13 protein-coding genes and 1 pseudogene are annotated in these 15,591 nt (G+C 36.9%); 4 read left to right on the forward strand and 10 right to left on the reverse strand.

What is annotated here, in order from left to right; all coding sequences use genetic code 11:
- Positions 1 to 759, forward strand: a complete 759-nt coding sequence (locus ON09_RS24000) for a polysaccharide deacetylase family protein (RefSeq protein ID WP_010599403.1) — start codon at positions 1 to 3, stop codon at positions 757 to 759.
- A 39-nt stretch (positions 760 to 798) separates the two neighbouring features.
- On the opposite strand, the gene ON09_RS02075 is transcribed toward ON09_RS24000, so the two are convergent.
- From ON09_RS02075 to dxs, 9 genes are all read right to left on the reverse strand, one after another.
- Positions 799 to 1,686, reverse strand: coding sequence for an aldo-keto reductase family protein (locus tag ON09_RS02075; protein ID WP_010599404.1), 888 nt, complete (start codon positions 1,684 to 1,686; stop codon positions 799 to 801).
- A gap of 1 nt (position 1,687) precedes the next feature.
- A complete protein-coding gene (locus ON09_RS02080) occupies positions 1,688 to 2,692 on the reverse strand; it encodes a Gfo/Idh/MocA family protein (RefSeq protein WP_010599405.1) in 1,005 nt (334 codons plus the stop codon).
- 2 nt (positions 2,693 to 2,694) lie between these two features.
- Entirely contained in the window at positions 2,695 to 3,435 is a 741-nt protein-coding gene (locus ON09_RS02085; RefSeq protein WP_010599406.1) for a WecB/TagA/CpsF family glycosyltransferase, read from the reverse strand.
- A gap of 269 nt (positions 3,436 to 3,704) precedes the next feature.
- The gene (locus tag ON09_RS02090) at positions 3,705 to 4,694 is read right to left on the reverse strand and encodes a UDP-glucuronic acid decarboxylase family protein (RefSeq protein WP_010599407.1); all 990 of its coding nucleotides are present in this window, start codon (positions 4,692 to 4,694) and stop codon (positions 3,705 to 3,707) included.
- Between the two features lies 1 nt (position 4,695).
- Positions 4,696 to 6,006, reverse strand: a complete 1,311-nt coding sequence (locus ON09_RS02095) for a UDP-glucose dehydrogenase family protein (protein WP_010599408.1) — start codon at positions 6,004 to 6,006, stop codon at positions 4,696 to 4,698.
- A gap of 39 nt (positions 6,007 to 6,045) precedes the next feature.
- Positions 6,046 to 6,990 carry a GDP-L-fucose synthase gene (gene fcl, locus ON09_RS02100; protein WP_010599409.1) on the reverse strand — a complete coding sequence of 315 codons (945 nt, stop codon included), beginning with the start codon at positions 6,988 to 6,990 and terminating at the stop codon, positions 6,046 to 6,048.
- A 19-nt stretch (positions 6,991 to 7,009) separates the two neighbouring features.
- The gene (gene gmd, locus ON09_RS02105) at positions 7,010 to 8,122 is read right to left on the reverse strand and encodes a GDP-mannose 4,6-dehydratase (protein ID WP_010599410.1); all 1,113 of its coding nucleotides are present in this window, start codon (positions 8,120 to 8,122) and stop codon (positions 7,010 to 7,012) included.
- A 124-nt stretch (positions 8,123 to 8,246) separates the two neighbouring features.
- On the reverse strand, positions 8,247 to 9,329 hold the full coding sequence (locus tag ON09_RS02110) for a mannose-1-phosphate guanylyltransferase (protein ID WP_157258807.1): 1,083 nt from the start codon (positions 9,327 to 9,329) through the stop codon (positions 8,247 to 8,249).
- 215 nt (positions 9,330 to 9,544) lie between these two features.
- Positions 9,545 to 11,473 carry a 1-deoxy-D-xylulose-5-phosphate synthase gene (gene dxs, locus ON09_RS02115; RefSeq protein ID WP_010599412.1) on the reverse strand — a complete coding sequence of 643 codons (1,929 nt, stop codon included), beginning with the start codon at positions 11,471 to 11,473 and terminating at the stop codon, positions 9,545 to 9,547.
- Between the two features lie 288 nt (positions 11,474 to 11,761).
- Between dxs and ON09_RS02120 the strand changes: the two genes are divergently transcribed.
- From ON09_RS02120 to glyA, 3 genes are all read left to right on the forward strand, one after another.
- The gene (locus ON09_RS02120) at positions 11,762 to 11,953 is read left to right on the forward strand and encodes a hypothetical protein (RefSeq protein ID WP_010599413.1); all 192 of its coding nucleotides are present in this window, start codon (positions 11,762 to 11,764) and stop codon (positions 11,951 to 11,953) included.
- 63 nt (positions 11,954 to 12,016) lie between these two features.
- Positions 12,017 to 12,763, forward strand: coding sequence for a segregation and condensation protein A (locus tag ON09_RS02125; RefSeq protein ID WP_010599414.1), 747 nt, complete (start codon positions 12,017 to 12,019; stop codon positions 12,761 to 12,763).
- Positions 12,764 to 12,925: 162 nt separating this feature from the next.
- Complete coding sequence (gene glyA, locus ON09_RS02130; protein ID WP_010599415.1) at positions 12,926 to 14,197, forward strand: serine hydroxymethyltransferase; 1,272 nt, start codon at positions 12,926 to 12,928, stop codon at positions 14,195 to 14,197.
- 246 nt (positions 14,198 to 14,443) lie between these two features.
- Here glyA and ON09_RS02135 read toward each other — a convergent pair.
- Positions 14,444 to 15,591: pseudogene (locus ON09_RS02135) on the reverse strand (hypothetical protein); the annotation flags it as partial.

The raw sequence follows: 15,591 nt of genomic DNA on the forward strand, positions 1-15,591 counted from the left end.
ATGTATTTCCCCGTAATCATGTTGCATTATGTGCTAGATGACCCTCATGAGAGCATTGCTAAGTGGTCTATAACACCTCGAAAATTTGTTGAAATGCTTGATTGCATTGATAAAATGCATTTGGAGGTTACTACATTTGAAGAAATCGTTACCAGAGGATTATCTGACAGGCAATTGAGAAATAAGGTTGTAATTACGTTTGATGATTGCCCCAAATCACTTTTCGATTTTGCGATTCCAGAATTGCTCAAAAGAGGTATGAAGGCAGTATTTTATGTGCCAACTGCATATATTGGTAAATATAATTTATGGGATGTTGAAGAACATGGCACTATAAAAACACCAATTATGGACGTATCGGAGATAAAAACACTTATGGATTTGGGAATGGAAATTGGAAGCCACAGTCATCACCATATTTTGTTGTCTAAAATAAGTGGAGAGAATGGATTTGATGAAATTAGTCAGTCAAAAAAAATTCTAGAAAGGATTTTGTCAAAGCCTGTTTATTCGATAGCTTATCCTTATGGAGAGATTCCTAAAAGGTTTAAATCTGCCTTGAAGAAGGCAGGTTACAAGTTTGGACTGTCTATTTATTCACCATCACAACATGAATTCTCATTAAGAAGAATTGGTATTTATCAAACTGATTCTAAAAAATCTATATTATTTAAGCTATCTAAGTCCTATCATTTATTACGGGAAATTGGATCACCGATTAAAAAGATAAAACGATTAGTAACAACAAAAGGGCAATAGCCCTTTTGTTGTTTTTAAAACGAATGAATTATATGCTAATTAGCTAGCCATGGCAGTTGTTAGATGTTTTTCATCAAATTTGTTTATGTAAGAAACTGTACTTTCAATATTTCTTTTAGAAGAGGCCCCAAAAAGTACTGATTCTATGTTCGGCAGGCTACATATATATTCTATCGCTTCTTCAGGTGGAATGGCACCACCGGCTAAAACCTGCATAGCAAGAAACCTTCCCCTTTTAGTCCGGAGAATTTCTTCATATGCTTCAACTTTTCCTGACATCCTAAATCCGACTTTGTTGATAGACGAACATATAATTGGATTTTCAACTCCATTTCGCTCTAGGATTTCATAGAGTTTTGGCATATTCATAGTAATAAAGCCTGGTTCAGCGTTATGTTTTTTCCTAACATGATTGTAGAAGGCCATCAGAATCTCATCGGCTTTAAGACCAATTAATAAATCGGTGATAACATTTTGAAGGAAAATTACCGGTGTTTTAATGCCCTTAAACATTTTCATTTCTGCATCAATCATTAGTTCGATAAGAGAGATATAATCCTTTGATAAGACAGCCATGCCTCCTTTAAATAAAGATCCAAACAAATTACCAGGAACATATTGTTTAATCGTTCCGGTGATTCCTAATTCAGTTACGGCATTGGCATACTTATGGGCATATGGCATGCAAGGGAAAATTTTATAGTTTTCGTATTTTATCGGATTTTTCCTTATTACATCACATACACTACTAATTCTATCGTGTGTGGTACACATAAATGTATTTAATCCAGCTTCGCGAGCATGATCTAACGTTTTTAAAATGGCATCATCATTTTTAAATTGAATCGATTGTGCACGTGATTTTTCATCTGAAATGTGGTTGACTGCGAAAAACTGGTTGTCTCCAAATAATATTCTATCTATCATGTTATTTATGTCGTTTAAGTAATTCGATCACTTTATCGGTTTCCCATGCTTGTTGGAATGTATTGATTGTATTAGGTTTTCTATTCATCACTGCATCTACGAAATAATCTATCTGCGCAGAATATTCTTCTCCTCTTAAATTGAAGTTTACCTGCTCCGTTAAGTCAGTGATGTATTTTACATTCCATCCCTTTGTATAGTCTTCTTTATTCTCGTCTTTTAGATATAGTTTTAACTCATTGGCATCAGAAATGATTTTCCCTTTTGATCCAAGGATAGTCACTGTGGTGGACATCTTTCTATAGGTTTCTTCGCTCCAGTTAACTGATAAGATTCCACTTACATTGCTAGTGGTACTCATTACTGAATACACTGCGTCCTCAACTGTGTTTGAGTAAATAGATTTAAGTGTTGCTCCCTTAACCTCGGTAATAGGTGCTACAATATCATTTACCAAATCAATTACGTGTGAAGCATAATCCATTAAGCAACCGCCACCCTCTTCTGGTTTAGATCTCCAGGAACTTTGTTTAGGTTTCGTAACTACAGGGCCATAAGATTCTGCAACAAAGTGAAATACTTCCCCAATCATACCCAATTTAATAATCCTTTTAACTTCCTTAAAAGTTCCAACAAATTTATTGTGATAACCAACTTGGTTAACTAGTTTGTTTTTGGCTGCCAGCGAGATTAATTCACGTCCTTCAGTGGTATTGAGGCAAAATGGTTTCTCAGCAAAAACATGGATGTTTTTTTCCATAGCCATTTTAATTAGTTGATAATGGAACTTTGTAGGAACCGCTATGAAAACCGCATCGGGTTTAACTTGGTCAAGCATTTTTCCAAAGTCACTATAACAATCAAGTTTAGAATAACGCTCTAAGAAGTTGGTAACAATCTTGGATGTATCGCATACCCCAACAATTTCTACATCTGGATGAGCGCCAAGAATTGATAAGTGAGATACACCCATTTTTCCTGCACCAACTAAGGCAACTTTTATCATTTTTATATTCTTTTTAGTTTTAAAAAAATCATTAGTACGTCACCGAAAAAGGTCATTTGATTTCTAATGTTTCGGCGGAAAATTTCTGGTCGCTGGAAAATCCTTACCAGCCAGCCGATTCTGATCTTAAACCAAAAAGGGTGAATTGGCTTTTGTGTACCCGCAAACCAATCAAATACATTTCCAATACTAATAACCAAGCCTGAATTAATTCTATCTCTAAACTGGGTAGCCCATTTTTCCTGTTTTGGACAAGTCATGCCAATGAACAAGACTTCAGGGCTAAAAGAGTTAATTGCATCAAGCATAGCCCGATTATCTTCATCATTGAAATGATCTTTGAAGGGTGGTGAATAACTTTTTGATTCAATATTTATATAATCAGTTTTCACACGCTGCTCCATCTTTTGGAGAGTTTCAAGACTTGATCCCAAAAAGAAAATTTTACCACCTTTTTTATTCATGCGTTCCATGAAATGGTAAAATACATCAGGCCCCTGATTTTTTTTTATGTTCCTGCCTTTTAGCATTAAAGATGCAAATGCAAAATATACACCATCAAGAACCAAAAAGTCTGTGTTTTTAAGTGCTGCTTCGAATGTACTGTCTTTTAGCGACAGGCCATAAGAGTTAGGGCTAATAGTATTGATCGTTCTACATTTCTCACCTTCTATAGGAATAGCATTTAAGTCATCAGAAAAAACTTTAAAATCTAAGACGTCTACAAATAGCGGCGTATTCATTTTTTATTTCAGGGTTTAACTTGTTTTGGGAGGCATGTGTGAATACTATTACCTTAGTACTAAAGTCTTTATTATTGTGCGGCACTACAATAGCCCCATAGGGCTATGATATATAATTGAATCTAATTCGTAAATCTATTATGTTGATTATTAATTATTTGCGATATATTATTGGTTCTATTTCTAAATCTTGGGTTGTGTGTTTAACGAAAGGTTTTTTATAAAAAAAAAGCCTGACTTTTAAGCAGGCCTCAATAGATTTAGTTTTTTTACCGATTATAAATTGCGAAATCTTTATGTTCGACTTTGGCCAGTTCTTCATTGGCTAAGGATCTAAAATAATTATAGGTTATCTTTAAACCAGTCGCCCGATCAACTTTAGGTTCCCAATCCAGAATGGCTTTTGCTTTGGTAATATCAGGCCTGCGTTGCTTTGGATCATCTATTGGCAAATCTTTGTAAATAATTTTTTGAGAAGTTCCAGTAAGTTTAATTATCTCCTCGCAGAATTGTTTAATGGTGATTTCATCTGGGTTGCCAATATTCATTGGTTGAACATAATCACTCATTAACAAACGATAAATTCCTTCAATGAGATCATCAACGTAGCAAAATGATCTTGTTTGACTTCCGTCTCCAAAAACTGTGAGATCTTCTCCACGTAAAGCCTGACCAATAAATGCTGGAAGAACTCGGCCATCATTTAACCTCATACGAGGACCATACGTATTGAATATGCGGACTATTCTAGTCTCAACACCGTGAAAGGTATGATAGGCCATTGTAATTGCTTCCTGGAAACGTTTAGCTTCATCATAGACGCCTCTCGGACCCACGGGATTTACATTTCCCCAATATTCTTCAGGTTGCGGATTCACATTTGGATCACCATATACTTCAGATGTAGAAGCAATTAACATTTTAGCACCTTTGCTTCTAGCCAGGCCTAATAAATTGTGTGTTCCTAACGATCCAACTTTCAGCGTTTGGATTGGGATCTTTAAATAATCGATAGGACTAGCGGGAGAAGCGAAATGCAAAATGTAATCTAAATTTCCGGAGATATGTACAAACTTGCTAACATCATGCTGATAAAATTCAAAATTTTCCAATTTGAACAGATGTTCAATATTCGCCAAGCTTCCCGTAATAAGATTATCCATCCCAATGACGTGATAATCCTCTTTAACGAAACGATCGCATAGATGGGATCCCAGAAAACCTGCAGCTCCTGTTATCAATATTCTTTTTGGATTCATATTAATTTATTAGTTTTCTTCCAACGCTATTGTAATAATATCCCATATCAATCATTTTTTGCAAGTCATAAAGATTTCTACCATCAAAAATTACCTTTGAAATAAGTTTTTCTTCCATACGGCTGAAATCGGGTGTACGGAATAAGGACCATTCGGTAGCAATAAGCAATGCATCTGCGTTTTCAAGCGCTTCATATTGGCCTTTTGCATAGCTAACCTTATCCCCAATAATATTATTGATGTTATCCATTGCTTCAGGGTCGAAAACAGTTACGGTGGCCCCCTTTTTTATTAGTTCATCAATGATGTATAAGGCAGGAGCTTCACGTATATCATCAGTTTCTGGCTTAAATGCGAGGCCCCATATAGCGAAATGTTTACCGTTAATGTCTTGATTATAATATTTCAGTAATTTGCTTACCAAGAGTAGTTTTTGTTCCTGGTTAACCGTCATTACTGACTTAAGTATCTTAAAATCGTAGTTAACCTCACTAGCAGCCATAGATAGTGCTTGAACATCTTTTGGAAAGCAAGAACCACCATATCCTATACCAGGGAAAAGAAAACGCTTTCCAATCCGCTCATCCGCTCCTATTCCTCTTCTTACCGAGTCAACATCTGCCCCTACTAATTCACAAAGATTTGCGATCTCGTTCATGAAAGTTATTTTAGTTGCCAAGAATGAATTTGCCGCATATTTAGTAAGCTCTGATGATCTTTCATCCATGAATAGGATTGGGTTACCTTGACGAACATATGGATTATAAAGTTCGGTCATCAATGCCTTTGCTCTTTCGCTTTTTGTACCTAGTACGATACGATCGGGTTTCATGAAGTCATCAACTGCAACTCCCTCTCGCAAAAATTCCGGATTTGAAACAACATCTACATTCACGCTAGAATTATTTTCAAATACAGCTTTTACTTTATCTGCTGTACCAACTGGAACGGTAGATTTATTAACGATTACTTTATAATCTTCAATGATGTTTGCAATGTCTTTTGCCGCTCCCAGTATGTAGGAGAGGTCAGCAGCACCATCGCCACCAGGAGGAGTGGGCAAAGCCATGAAAATAATTTCAGAAGCTTTAATAGCTGCAGCGAGGTCTGTTGAAAAATGAAGTCGGCCTTGTTCAATATTTCTATGAAATAACAGATCTAAACCAGGTTCATAAATAGGAATTTCTCCATTTTGCATTTTTTTAACCTTTTCGGTATTGATATCAATACATATCACATCATTTCCGGTTTCTGCAAGACATGTTCCGGTAACTAGACCAACATATCCTGTTCCAATAACAGCTATTTTCACTTCGTAATTTTAAGTTATATAATAATTAATTTGTGATGACTAGGCAGATTTCATCATCGCGATATGCGATAGATAATCCGAATACGTCAATTGTAAACCAGATCTTAAATCAATCTGGTGTTTCCAGCCTAAACTATGTAATTTGCTTACATCCATTAATTTGCGAGGGGTACCATCAGGCTTAGTGGTGTCAAATTTTATATCGCCATTAAAGCCTATTGTATTTTTGATTGTTAAAGCTAGTTCCCTAATCGTTAAATCTTCGCCGGTACCAATATTTACTAATCCAGCTTCATTGTAATTTTCCATTAAAAAGAAACAGGCATCTGCTAAATCATCTGCAAAGAGAAATTCTCTCATTGGCATGCCTGAACCCCAAATTTCCACCACATCCATGTTATTGTTTTTTGCCTCATGAAATTTTCTGATCAGGGCAGGAAGTACGTGTGAGTTTTCGGGATGATAATTATCATTGTATCCGTAAAGATTAGTTGGCATAGCTGAGATAAAATTGCAACCGTATTGTGAGCGATAAGCTTCACACATTTTTATGCCTGCAATTTTAGCTATTGCGTAAGGTTCATTGGTTTCTTCTAATAAGCCTGTCAACAAATATTCCTCTTTTAATGGTTGAGGCGCTAGTTTCGGGTAAATGCAACTTGAACCCAAAAACATCAGCTTGTTAACATTGCTTAGATAAGATTGATGGATGATGTTGTTTTGAATGGCAAGATTTTCATAAAGGAAATCTGCCCTATAGGTGTTATTTGCTACAATTCCTCCAACTTTAGCAGCGGCTAAAAATACATATTCTGGTTTTTCCTGATCGAAAAATTCCACAACCGATAGTTGATTACGCAAATCGAGTTCCTGAGATGTTTTGGTAATAATATTATTAAATCCTTCTCTTTCGAGTTTTCGGTAGATAGCGGACCCAACCATTCCGCGGTGACCAGCAATATATATTTTTGCGTTCTTTTTCAAAGTGATATAGTTATAGTTTCTATTCGAATTGATTTTTTACTTGATATCCTGCATCTTTCAACATAAGCTCTTTTTGAAAATGCTCAACGTCTGAAGCCATCATCTCTTTCACTAATGCAGAAAGATCATATTTGGGTTCCCAACCTAGTTTAGTTTTGGATTTTGTAGGATCTCCAATTAAAAGATCTACTTCAGTGGGGCGGAAATACGCCGCATCAACAGCAACAACCTCTTTACCTATCTCAATCTGGAAATCTACATTTGTACAAGAAATAACAAAGGCTTTTTCATCTGCACCCTCTCCAACAAATTCAAGTTCTATCCCAACTTCCTGAAACGACATTTTCACAAAATCACGAACCGTAGTGGTTACACCTGTTGCAATGACATAATCTTCAGCAACATCTTGTTGTAAAATGCGCCACATGGCTTCCACATAGTCTTTTGCATGCCCCCAGTCTCTTTGTGCATCTAAATTTCCTAGGAATAATTTATCCTGAAGACCTAATGCTATCTTGGATACAGCTCTGGTAATTTTACGCGTTACAAATGTTTCTCCCCTCAATGGACTTTCATGATTAAAAAGGATTCCATTACAGGCAAACATTCCGTAAGCTTCACGGTAGTTCACCGTAATCCAATAGGCATACATTTTTGCAACAGCATATGGGGAACGTGGGTAAAATGGTGTGGTCTCACTTTGTGGAACAGCCTGAACTAAACCATATAGTTCAGAAGTCGAAGCCTGGTAAATACGTGTCTTTTTTTCCAAACCAAGTATACGCAATGCTTCCAATAGTCGTAAAGTTCCTATTCCATCGGCGTTAGCAGTGTATTCAGGAGTATCAAAACTCACTTTTACGTGGCTCATCGCACCCAGGTTATAAATTTCATCTGGCTGAACTTCCTGAACAATGCGAATTAGGTTAGTTGAATCACTAAGATCTCCATAATGGAGTTTGAATCGGATATCTTTATCATGAGGATCCTGGTAGAGGTGATCAATACGATCGGTATTAAACATAGAACTTCTACGTTTGATACCATGTACTTCATAACCTTTTTCAAGCAATAACTCTGCTAAATATGCCCCGTCTTGGCCAGTGATTCCCGTTATAAGCGCTTTTTTCATATTTTACTAATAGTTTTATTTGATCGATTTGGATCTGTGATACCGTTTACTAAATTATTTATAGTTCAAAATTGAAACAATAGCCCTTTATTACCATGTATTTTGGAACCAATTAATGATGGTTTTACTGGTACTCTGCTCCAAACTGTTCAACCACAGAATTTGATACTTTTTTAATTTCCTGCTCGAGTGGTTTAGGATATATTAGTAATACGTCGCCATCATCAACCACTATGAAATTACTTAGGCCTTTTACTACAGCAATTTTATTGCTGGGCAATTGGATAATGCAATTTTGTGTATCTTTTAGCAGTGATGCCTTCCCATTAAAGGTATTGCTGTCGATATCTTTCTCCATTACATCATGTAGGGATGCCCATGTTCCCAAATCCGACCATCCAAAATCTCCGGTAATAGTGTACACATTATCGGCCTTTTCCATAATGGCATAATCAATCGATATATCATTTGATAGTGGATAATTATCTGAAATAAATTTTGTTTCACTTTCTGTATTGTATACGTCTGCCTGATTAAAAATTGAAAACAGTTGCGTTGCATGTTTTTCAATTGCTGTAAGTATTGACTTCACGTTCCAGATAAATATGCCTGCATTCCAAACATAATCACCACTTTTTAGAAATGCTGTAGCCTTATCAAGGGATGGTTTTTCTAGAAATTCTGTAACCTTGTAAATCTTTGTACCAGAGGACTCAAACTTAATATAGCCATAACCAGTATCTGGTCTAGTTGGTGTGATACCCAAGGTAATCAAAGCATCGTGATGAGTAGCAAAATAAAGAGCTTCCGTTAAACTTGAAATGAATACCTCTTCATTTAAAATTAAATGATCTGAAGGTGCAATGATGATATTCGCATTCGGATTGAGCGAGGCGATTTTGAAGGTGGCATAAGCGATACAGGGTGCTGTGTTTCTTCTGCAGGGTTCAGCTATAATGTTTTTTTTAGCTTGGGCACCAATTTGAAGTTCAATGATGTCGGTGTAAATCTCGTTGGTTAAAATGTAGATATTTTCCGCTGCACAAACTTTAAGAAATCTTTGATATGTTAATTGCAATAACGATTTTCCACTACCCAGAATATCGATAAATTGTTTTGGAAAACTGTTTCTGCTTTTTGGCCAGAATCTACTGCCAACACCACCGGCCATGATTAAAACGTATGTGTTATTATCCCTACTGTGCATCTGCTTATATTGATGGATTATATTGTCTGGAGTAAAATAAATCTAAATTAGATATTGGTGAAAAAATGAATTTAGAGTATTGAATACTTTACTGCAAATAACCACTTAAATAGCAAGCCCAACAATGGCCCTTTACGGCTAGGTTATCTTTCGGCATAACAAAAAAAGGCAATAACGGTTAAGTTATTGCCTTTATATTAATCAGGTGAAGTTAATTACCCCACCATACTATCCGTTACTCTTTTGAATCCAACTTTCCTCACAGCATTAACAATAGCATTTTTATCATAGCCGCATTCTGCCCAAAGTTCTGGTTGTTCGCCATGTTCCACAAACTGATCAGGAATACCCAATCGGATCACATTTGAAGTATAACCATGATCGGCCATAAATTCTAAAACAGCTGAACCAATGCCACCTGGAAGTGATCCATCTTCTACAGTGATCACATGTTTATATTTTGAGAATACCTCATGGAGCATCTCTTCATCTAAAGGCTTAACAAATCTAAGGTCGTAGTGCGCCGGGTAGATACCTTCACTATTTAGTTCTGAACGTGCTTCAACAGCAAAATTGCCCACATGACCAATGGTTAGTAACGCTACATCTTCGCCATCACAAATCTTGCGGCCCTTGCCGATTTCCAAAGTTTTAAATGGCCTTTTCCAGTCGGGCATCACACCGTTTCCACGAGGATAACGAATCACGAACGGCCCCATGTTTTCTTGTTGGGCGGTATACATAAGGTTGCGCAATTCTTCTTCGTTCATTGGCGAAGAAATGATCAGATTTGGTATACAACGCATGTAGGCAATATCATAAGCGCCATGATGCGTAGCGCCATCAGCACCAGCTAATCCTGCTCTATCCAGACAAAAGACAACATTTAATTTTTGTATAGCCACATCATGAATGACCTGATCATAGGCCCTTTGCATGAAACTTGAGTAGATGTTACAAAATGGAACCAATCCTTGTGCAGCTAATCCAGCTGAAAAAGTAACCGCATGTTGTTCCGCTATACCCACATCAAAAGCTCGCTTGGGCATGGCTTTCATCATAATATTTAATGATGAGCCGGAAGGCATTGCGGGAGTTATTCCAACAATTTTATCATTCGCTTCTGCGAGTTCGACCATCGTATGTCCAAAAACATCCTGATATTTTGGAGGTTGTGGTTTATCTGGAACACTCTTTTTGATCTCACCAGTAATTTTATCGAACAAACCTGGGGCATGCCATATGGTTTGATCTTTTTCTGCCAATGCAAATCCTTTACCCTTAACTGTAATACAGTGTAATAATTTAGGGCCCGGAATAGCAGATAAATCTTTAATCGTTTGCGCTAAACGTTTAACATCATGGCCGTCAACAGGTCCAAAATATCTGAAATTTAACGCCTCAAATAAGTTGCTTTGTTTTAATAACGTACCCTTAATACTTTTTTCTATTTTCTTTACGTACTTATGTGCATTTGGCCCTAGTTTAGAAAGGCCAGCCAGCACACTCGATATATCATCGCGGAAGCGATTATAAGATTTTGATATGGTAATACTTGTTAAATACTCCTTTAGGGCACCAACATTGGGGTCGATTGACATGCAGTTATCATTTAAGATAACCAGTACGTTGCTGTTTTCGATTCCCGCATGATTCAAACCTTCAAAAGCTAAACCAGCAGTCATTGCGCCATCTCCAATAACTGCAACATGCTGTCGGTTCGATTCTCCCTTCAACTGTGAAGCAACTGCCATGCCTAAGGCCGCAGAGATCGAAGTAGAGGAGTGGCCAACCCCAAAAGTATCATATTCACTTTCCGAAATTTTAGGAAATCCACTTATTCCTTTATATATGCGGTTGGTATGAAATAATTCTCTTCTGCCGGTGAGTATTTTATGGCCATAAGCCTGATGACCTACATCCCAAACAAGCTTATCGTAAGGGGTGTTCAAAGCATAGTGAAGTGCTACAGTGAGTTCCACAACACCTAAACTTGAGCCAAAATGGCCACCATTTACACTCACTACATCAATAATATATTGACGTAATTCTTGGCTTATTTGTTCTAAGTCAGATTCGCTATATTGCTTTAAGTCAGCAGGATAGTTGATTTTAGATAATAGGGGGCCAGCTTTAACTTGCATTCAGTAGTTGGGTAAAAAACAAGATACAAAGTAAGGTATTTTTGTTTTAATACAGAAGAAAAATCGCATCCCTTCCTGATTATCTTCAATTAAGCAGAATTATTATTCGGATCTTTAATACGATATACACGGTGAATGTCTAAATGTGTAGTATTAAAACTACTTTATAGAAGTTTATGTATATACTTTATCTATATTTGTGGCATCATTTTCTACCATATTACTGAGTTGGTCGACTTGTGTTCGCGATAGATAAAAAAAGTACCACATTAGTAAAAAAAACATCCCATGCTAAATTTAACACACTCAACCCCTGTAAACAAACTTAACAAAGTTAAGATTGGTGATGAAATTGTTGATGAGTACAACTCTCAAGGTAAAGTTGTTAAAATCAGGAAATCTGTAGTAAATGATGCCAGAGAATTCCTTTTTCATTTAGATTCCAGACAAACCATCTACATCTTGAGTAATGGAATTTAATTTCTGCTTTTAATTCGTAGAAGTGCTGATTACGTCTCGCTGTTATTTATTATTTTTGTTTAAATGCAGTCTGAGAATTTTGAAATCAAACTTCCTGTTTTTGAAGGTCCCTTCGATTTACTTTTGTTTTTCATCGAACGAGATGAGCTAAACATTCAGGACATCGAGATTGCGAAAATCACTAATGATTTCCTGGCTTATATTCACCAGCTTTTGGCCCTAAATGTAGAAGTTGCCAGCGAATTTATCCTCGTGGCAGCAACTTTAATGCGGATCAAATCCAAAATGCTGCTGCCTCGCATTGAGGTTGACGAATCAGGTGTTGAACTTAACCCCGAACAAGACTTAATTGCCAGGCTTATCGCCTACAAACAGTTTAAATCTGCTGCTGAAGAATTGAAGGTTTTTGAAGAAACCAGAATGCAGCAGGAGCGAAGAGGTAACATTGAATATGATTTATCACTTGCCGCGGAATCCTCTTCTCATCAGGACGAATTGCTATCGCTTGATTTATACAAGTTGTTAACTATATACCACCGCACCATGCAAAAGTATGAGTTGCGTAGCGAAGAGGTTAAACATACCGTTGTACAATATCCTTACACTATTGAACAGCAAAAACATTTCATCTCCAACTTACTAAACATCAATAAGCAGATTGATTTTGCTTTAGTACTCAAGAATTCAGAGAACAAGGTTCATTTCGTATACAACTTCTTAGCGATCTTAGAAATGCTGCAGCAACAGATTATTGAAATTACTATCGGAAGCGGCTTTAATAATTTCAAGGTGAAATCATTACCTGAATAGCGTTGCGAATGTCACATTTTGGAATCTTTGCAATTGTTTGGTTTTACGCTCACTGTTAACTCAAAAAGGCAAACTTTTCGGGCAGCAATTTAACTCCTATTCAACCACTTCGTTAACGATTAATTTCTTACTTTTGCACAAAAAATACAAACCTATATAAGGATGAAACGCGACACCCAAATTTTTGAACTTATTGATAAAGAATTAAACCGCCAAGAGCACGGTTTAGAACTTATCGCATCAGAAAACTTTGTAAGCAAGCAGGTAATGGAAGCTGCTGGTTCTGTACTGACAAATAAATATGCAGAAGGATTGCCAGGAAAACGTTACTATGGTGGTTGCCAGGTGGTAGATGTAGTAGAACAAATTGCAATAGACAGAGCTAAAGAATTATTTGGCGCTGCCTGGGTTAACGTTCAGCCTCACTCAGGTGCTCAGGCAAATGCTGCTGTTATGCTGGCTATTCTTCAGCCGGGCGATAAAATTTTAGGGTTCGACCTTTCTCATGGAGGTCACTTAACGCATGGTTCGCCGGTAAATTTCTCCGGTAAATTGTACCAGCCTTTATTTTATGGCGTAGAGAAAGAAACTGGTTTAATTGATTATAAAAAACTGGAAGAAGTTGCTTTAGCTGAAAAACCAAAATTAATTATCTGCGGTGCGTCAGCGTATTCACGTGAGTGGGATTACGCTTTCATTCGCTCAGTAGCCGATAAAATCGGTGCTTTGGTATTGGCTGATATTTCACATCCGGCAGGTTTAATTGCTAAAGGTTTATTGGCAAACCCACTTCCACACTGCCATATCGTAACCACTACTACACATAAAACATTGCGTGGCCCTCGTGGCGGAATGATTATGATGGGTAAAGATTTTGAAAATCCTTGGGGCTTGAAAACACCAAAAGGTGAAACCCGAATGATGAGTAATTTATTAGATATGGCTGTTTTCCCAGGAACTCAGGGTGGTCCGCTTGAGCACATCATCGCTGCGAAGGCAATTGCTTTCGGAGAAGCTTTGACAGAAGAATATGGTGCTTATATCAAACAGGTAGCGGCAAACGCACAGGCCATGGCGAAAGCATTCGTGGCGAAAGGTTATGGTATCATTTCTGGCGGTACAGATAACCATTTAATGTTAATCGACCTTCGAAATAAAAATATCACCGGTAAAGTGGCAGAGAACGCATTGGAAAGAGCTGAAATCACTGTAAACAAAAATATGGTTCCTTTTGATGATAAGTCACCTTTTGTTACATCAGGAATTCGCGTAGGTACTGCCGCCATCACCACTCGTGGTTTAAAGGAAGCGGAGATGGAAAAAATTGTTGATTTAATTGATCAGGTACTAACCAATCCTGAAGATGAAGCCAATATCAACGCAGTTAAAGCTGAGGTAATTAACTTGGTAAGTGCGTTCCCACTTTATAAATAACTTATAATCGCATTTAGTTTCAGAAAGCAACTTCATTTATTTGTAGTTGCTTTTTGTTTTAAGCGTCTTTTCGAAAATTTAAAACTGTAGGGTTCCGATTTAGCGATTCATGCTAATGACTTGTACGAGATAAAAAGTAAAGGGCCGATATCCTTAGTAGAAATATCGACCCTTACCATCTAAATTAACGCTCTCAATTATATAAACGGGCGCAATGAGAAATTGTTTTAACGACTTTGAAAAAAGTTAGTTTTTTTCGAAACAGCCTAATGTGGATGGAAAAAATCTTGGGTCATTTTTGAGATCATGGTTCAGGTAGTCATTAAAATAAAGGTCATTGCTGAGGTTGTAGCCTTTTTTCAACGCCAAACTGTTATTTGCTAATTCGAAGTTTCCGAGTGTAGTATTGATAAATCCTGGATCGGAGTTGATTAAATTATCATTATTCGCAAAAGCGGTAGCGTTAGTTTTAATTAAATTATTCCAGATCCTGCTCTCAATTACTGCTGTTGTTTTCTTTTGGATATCCAGTTCATTATTAAGTTGTCCCCAAATGATGTTATTGGTTAGATTTAAATTCAACTTGTTATAGGCTTTAACAGATAAATAATCAGAAAAGGTTAACGCTGCGGTTTTACGAGGAAAATTTGGATTGTAACCTACAAAGGTATTTTGTTTCAAATTATAATTCCCTCCGCCAACTGCATATAACAGATAGTTACCGCAATTGTAAAACAAACTGTTAAAAGCAATAAGTTCAGAATGATTTCCAATATAACCTGCCACCTGCATATTCTTGATCACAGCGTTGCTTAAGATCAGCTTCGGAATGGCATTTTTTGAAAGTGAATCTGAGGTGATGCCAACAGAAGCATTTTTAATCGTCGCATACGCAATAGTTGCGTTGGCTGTCGGTTTTATAAATATGCCCTTCCATTGTCCCGGCTCATCGGTGTAAGCACTTTCTAACCGGTCACTACAAAACATAATGGGTTTATCAGCTGTACCTGTTGCGCTTAAATTGCCTTCTATATTTAAGCTTGCATCCTTATGGAAATAAAGCTTTGCTCCAGGCTTAATTGTTAAGGTGGTGTTATTTCTGACGGTTAATGCACCGGTAATGACGTACGGAAGTGCTGATGACCAGGTAATGTCTGAGTTAATTGATGATTTATTTACAAATACTGCATTTTGCCCATATGCTATAAAATGTACTGCCTGTTGGTTTCCATTTGTTGAAAATAAAATCGAATCCTGAACGATAAAAGGCAATTGCTTATCATCAGGGTTGATGTTCACCTTAACAAAAATATTTACAGAATCGCCAGCGCTAATTACCAGATTTTTTCTGTTGGTGATGCTTTCCCCATTAATGTTAATACTGAACGAAGACA

The sequence above is a fragment of the Pedobacter agri PB92 genome, from assembly GCF_000258495.1.
GTDB classification, from domain to species: domain Bacteria; phylum Bacteroidota; class Bacteroidia; order Sphingobacteriales; family Sphingobacteriaceae; genus Pedobacter; species Pedobacter agri.

Excerpts from the sequence above, each read along its gene's own strand:
- ON09_RS24000 (WP_010599403.1), top strand. The coding sequence starts at position 1 with ATGTATTTCCCCGTAATCATGTTGCATTATGTGCTAGATGACCCTCAT.
- ON09_RS02075 (WP_010599404.1), bottom strand. The coding sequence starts at position 1,686 with ATGATAGATAGAATATTATTTGGAGACAACCAGTTTTTCGCAGTCAAC.
- ON09_RS02080 (WP_010599405.1), bottom strand. The coding sequence starts at position 2,692 with ATGATAAAAGTTGCCTTAGTTGGTGCAGGAAAAATGGGTGTATCTCAC.
- ON09_RS02085 (WP_010599406.1), bottom strand. The coding sequence starts at position 3,435 with ATGAATACGCCGCTATTTGTAGACGTCTTAGATTTTAAAGTTTTTTCT.
- ON09_RS02090 (WP_010599407.1), bottom strand. The coding sequence starts at position 4,694 with ATGAATCCAAAAAGAATATTGATAACAGGAGCTGCAGGTTTTCTGGGA.
- gmd (WP_010599410.1), bottom strand. The coding sequence starts at position 8,122 with ATGAAAAAAGCGCTTATAACGGGAATCACTGGCCAAGACGGGGCATAT.
- ON09_RS02110 (WP_157258807.1), bottom strand. The coding sequence starts at position 9,329 with ATGCACAGTAGGGATAATAACACATACGTTTTAATCATGGCCGGTGGT.
- dxs (WP_010599412.1), bottom strand. The coding sequence starts at position 11,473 with ATGCAAGTTAAAGCTGGCCCCCTATTATCTAAAATCAACTATCCTGCT.
- ON09_RS02120 (WP_010599413.1), top strand. The coding sequence starts at position 11,762 with ATGCTAAATTTAACACACTCAACCCCTGTAAACAAACTTAACAAAGTT.
- ON09_RS02125 (WP_010599414.1), top strand. The coding sequence starts at position 12,017 with ATGCAGTCTGAGAATTTTGAAATCAAACTTCCTGTTTTTGAAGGTCCC.
- glyA (WP_010599415.1), top strand. The coding sequence starts at position 12,926 with ATGAAACGCGACACCCAAATTTTTGAACTTATTGATAAAGAATTAAAC.